Source organism: Paracoccus fontiphilus (assembly GCF_017356265.1).
Taxonomy (GTDB): Bacteria; Pseudomonadota; Alphaproteobacteria; order Rhodobacterales; family Rhodobacteraceae; genus Paracoccus; species Paracoccus fontiphilus.
Genome location: NZ_JAFNAW010000129.1, coordinates 1 through 3,776 on the forward strand (window position 1 = coordinate 1; position 3,776 = coordinate 3,776).

Sequence of the window (3,776 nt, forward strand, 5' to 3'; positions counted from 1 at the left end):
GCCGCGCGGCGCCGCGCCGGCTGCCGCCTTTCCGTCGCGCCGCGCCGCCAGACGGCCTTTCAGCCCGGCGGATGCCGCGGCACCGCGGCCGACCGCATGGGTCGCCATGTCGAAGGCGGTCAGCAGCCCCGTCACGAAGCGGCGCCAGAAGGCCCGCAGCTCGTTCTTCTCGAAGCCCAGAACAAAGGCGGTCATGGCCAGGGTGCCAAGCGCGACGATCAGCCCGGCCAGGCGGATGCCGATCTGCGCCTTGAAGGGCAGCAGGTTCAGCATCGCGCCCATGACCATGTCGCCGAAATGCCCGCCCAGGCCATAGCTTTGCTCCCACCCCTCGCCCGGCACCAGCGTGCTGCAATAGACCGATGCCAGCGCGGCCGCGATGGGCGTGAACAGGCCGCGCATGAAGCGGTCCTCGCCCCGGTGCAGCATCAGGCGAAGCCCCCAGACCCAGGCCGCGATCACCAGCAGCCACGAGCCGTAGCCCGCGATCATCATCAGCGGAGAGGCGATATAGGCGCCGAAGCTGCCAAGGGCGTTCTGCGCGGGCTCGTCGGTGGCCGACAGGAAGCTGGGGTCCTCGGCCGACCAGCTGCCCAGCAGGGTGGCGATCACCACCCCCAGGATGACCAGACCGACGCCCAGCAGTTCCTTGCCGCGCCGTTCAAGCGCCGCCTGCGTGGATTGGTCGAACAGCGGATCGCGGTGTTTCGCCTGCCAGCTTGCCATGGTCCCTAGCCTTCCCCGTCCGATGTCGCGCCGTCGGTCGTTCCGTCATACAGCACCGCGCGCAGACGCCGCAGCGCCGGTTCCGTTTGTTCCGCATCCGCCACAAGGGCCACGCGGATGAAGCCCTTGCCGGGATTGAGGCCGTCCACCTCTCGGGCAAGATAGGCGCCCGGCAGCACCTGGATGCCGGCCCGCGCCCAAAGCGTCCTGGCCGCCTTCTCGCCATCATCGACCGGCAGCCACAGGAAGAAGCCGCCGGGGATGGGCCGGTATCCCGGCACGTTGCCCAGGACCCGGTCGGCGATCGCATATTTCTGCTGGTAAAGCGCGCGGCTGGCGGCCACGTGCGCCTCGTCGCGCCAGGCGGCCTCGCTGACGGCTTGGGCGGGCAGCGACAAGGGCGCGCCGGCATAGGCGCGCAGCCGGCGAATCAGCGCGACCTGGGCGGCCGCGCCCGCGACGAAGCCGGACCGCAGGCCCGGCAGGTTCGACCGCTTGGACAACGAGTTGAAGATCACCACCCGGTCCGCCAGTCCCATGGCGGTCGCCACGGCCAGGGCGCCGGAGGGTGGCGCGTCGCGCCAGATCTCGGAATAGCATTCGTCGGCGAAGATCAGGAAGTCGTGCCGGTCGGCCAGGGCGATCAACTGCTCCAGATAGTCGCGGTCCGCGATCGCGCCCTGCGGGTTGGCGGGCGAACACAGATAGGCAATGGCCGTGCGGTCCAGCACGTCGGGCGGCAGCGCGGCGTAATCGGGCAGGTTGCCGGTGTCCGGCGTGGCGGGGACGAAGACCGGCTCCGCCCCCACGGCGGCGGCGGCGACGGCATAAACCTGGTAGAAGGGATTCGGGATCAGGATCGCGGGCCGCTGGCCGTTCTTCCGTTCCGGACACAATGCCAGGGCCGCGTTGAATAGCCCCTCGCGCGTGCCGTTCAGCGCCATGATGCGTTCGGGCGCCACGTCCAGGCCATAGCGCGTCCCCAGCCAGCCCCCGATGGCGTCCAGCAATCCCGGCGTGCCATCGTTCGGCGGATACTTGGCGAAACCGCCGATATTGGCGGCCATCACGTCGGCCACGAAACCGGGCATGGCATGGCGCGGCTCTCCGATGGTCAGGACCGTGGGGGACTCGCCATCGGCAAGGCCCGGCTGGATGCCGGACAACAGCGCCCGCAGGCGCGGAAACGCGTATTCCGGCAGGTTCGAGAACCGCTCGGGGATTGCCATTCTGCCTCTCTTTCGGGGTCTTTGGCCCCGTTTATCAGAGGAAACATTAGCGTGATCGCCCCCTTGCGTCTAGCGAAAGGCGGACAAGCCCTCAGGCGACGGCCAGGGCCGCCTCGATGCCGGAGGCCATGTGCAGCAGATGCCCGTCCCGTCCCGCATGGCCCATGACCGAGATCCCGCAGGCCGGATGCCCGGTGGGCAGCGTGCAGACCGGCAGCCCCAGCAGGTTGCCGATTCGGGTGTTGCGCAGGGTCAGAAGGTTGGCGCGCACGAACTCGGCCTCGTCGGCCATCAGCCGCGCGGCGTCGGGCGGCAGGATCGGCACCGTGGGCAGCAGGATCGCGTCATGGCCCGAGGCCACCTCCTTGATCCACTTGCGCCGGATGCGCACAAGGCTTTCCCAGGCGGCGACATAGTCCGCCGCGCTGACCTCGGCCCCGCCGCGGAAGCGGTCCAGGATCGGCTTCCACATCAGTTCGGGCGCATCCTCGATCTGCGCGCGCCAGATGCCATAGGCCTCGGGCGCGAACAGCATGGGCGACAGGGGCATGGCCTTGGCGACCCAGTCGCTGGAGATCCGGTCGATCCGGGCGCCCGCGCGGGCCAGCCGGTCCACCGCGTCCTCGAAGGCGGCGACGGGGCCTTCCTCGGCCCCCTCGAAGGGCACGCCGTCCAGAACCATCAGGCGGCGCCCCGCGACCGAGGCGCCGGCCAGGTCGGCAGCCTTTGTCCCGGCCATCAGCGCGAACAGTTCCGCGCAATCCTCGACCGTGCGGGCGATGGGGCCAACGATGTCGAACTTGCGGCACAAGGGCACGACGCCCTTTTCGGGCAGCGAATCATGGCTGGGCTTGAAGCCCACGAGGTCGTTCCAGGCGGCGGGCACGCGGATCGACCCGCCGGTATCCGACCCGATCGCCGCCGCCGCCAGCCCAAGCGCCACCGACACGGCGGCCCCCGACGACGATCCGCCCGGCGCCAGATCGGGGTCCAGCGCGTTAGGCGGGGTGGCCGCATGGGGGTTCAGGCCCAGGCCCGAAAAGGCCAGTTCCGTCATGTGCGTCTTGCCCAAGCAGATCGTGCCTTGGCGCGCGGCGCGGGCCAGCACGATGGCGTCCTTGCGCGGCACCCGGCCTTCCAGCAGCTTCGAGCCCGCCTCGGTCACGGTGCCGCCGCTGTCGATGTTGTCCTTCCAGCTGATCGGCACGCCGTCCAGCAGCCCGCGCCGCAACTCCAGCTTGGCGCGGTCATGGGCGGCCACGGCCTCGGACCGGGCGCGCACGTCGGTGACGCGGGCATAGATGCGCTCGCCGTCGCGATGGGCCTTGATGGCGGCCAGATAGGCCTCGGTCTGGTCGATGGGGTCCAGAAGCCCCGCCATGATCGCGCGCCCCTGCTGGGCGGCCGAGGCCCGCAGCCAATCCATCCTCAGAAGTCCACCGCGAGGCCGTTCTTCTCGTAATCGCCGAAGCGCACGGGTTCGGGACCGTCCCGGCCCCCGTATTCCTTTGGCAAGGGCTGCGCGGCGGCGGCAACCCTGCGGCGTTCGGCGGCCTCGGCCAGGGCACGCTGGGCGGCGGGCGGAAGATCGGCCCGGTTTTCGTGCGGCAGATCGGTCATGGCAACAATCCTCGAATGGACATAAGGATGAACGTCAGTCTTTCAGGGGATGTAGGCAAAGGAAAGCGATTTGGCAAAGCAGGGCTTGGATATGGCGCGTGCGGGGGCATTGCGCCTGCTGGCGGGCGTGCGGGACGGGCTGTCGCTGGCGGACCAGGCGGGCGCGCTGAAGGCCCTGCCGCCGGCCGACCAGGCCCGCGC

4 protein-coding genes are annotated in these 3,776 nt (G+C 70.0%); all 4 read right to left on the reverse strand.

What is annotated here, in order from left to right; translation table 11 throughout:
- Window positions 1–726, reverse strand: a 726-nt coding sequence (locus J0F76_RS20110) for a DNA translocase FtsK 4TM domain-containing protein (protein ID WP_207472197.1), incomplete at its 3' end; no start/stop codon positions are given.
- A 5-nt stretch (window positions 727–731) separates the two neighbouring features.
- Window positions 732–1,955: an aminotransferase class I/II-fold pyridoxal phosphate-dependent enzyme gene (locus tag J0F76_RS20115; protein WP_207472198.1), complete on the reverse strand. Its 1,224-nt coding sequence runs from the start codon at window positions 1,953–1,955 to the stop codon at window positions 732–734.
- A gap of 91 nt (window positions 1,956–2,046) precedes the next feature.
- The gene (locus J0F76_RS20120; RefSeq protein WP_207472199.1) at window positions 2,047–3,381 is read right to left on the reverse strand and encodes an amidase; all 1,335 of its coding nucleotides are present in this window, start codon (window positions 3,379–3,381) and stop codon (window positions 2,047–2,049) included.
- Between the two features lie 2 nt (window positions 3,382–3,383).
- A complete protein-coding gene (locus J0F76_RS20125; RefSeq protein ID WP_207472201.1) occupies window positions 3,384–3,575 on the reverse strand; it encodes a DUF1674 domain-containing protein in 192 nt (63 codons plus the stop codon).
- Window positions 3,576–3,776 lie beyond the last annotated feature (201 nt).

Excerpts from the sequence above, each read along its gene's own strand:
- J0F76_RS20120 (WP_207472199.1), bottom strand. The coding sequence starts at position 3,381 with ATGGATTGGCTGCGGGCCTCGGCCGCCCAGCAGGGGCGCGCGATCATG.
- J0F76_RS20125 (WP_207472201.1), bottom strand. The coding sequence starts at position 3,575 with ATGACCGATCTGCCGCACGAAAACCGGGCCGATCTTCCGCCCGCCGCC.
- J0F76_RS20115 (WP_207472198.1), bottom strand. The coding sequence starts at position 1,955 with ATGGCAATCCCCGAGCGGTTCTCGAACCTGCCGGAATACGCGTTTCCG.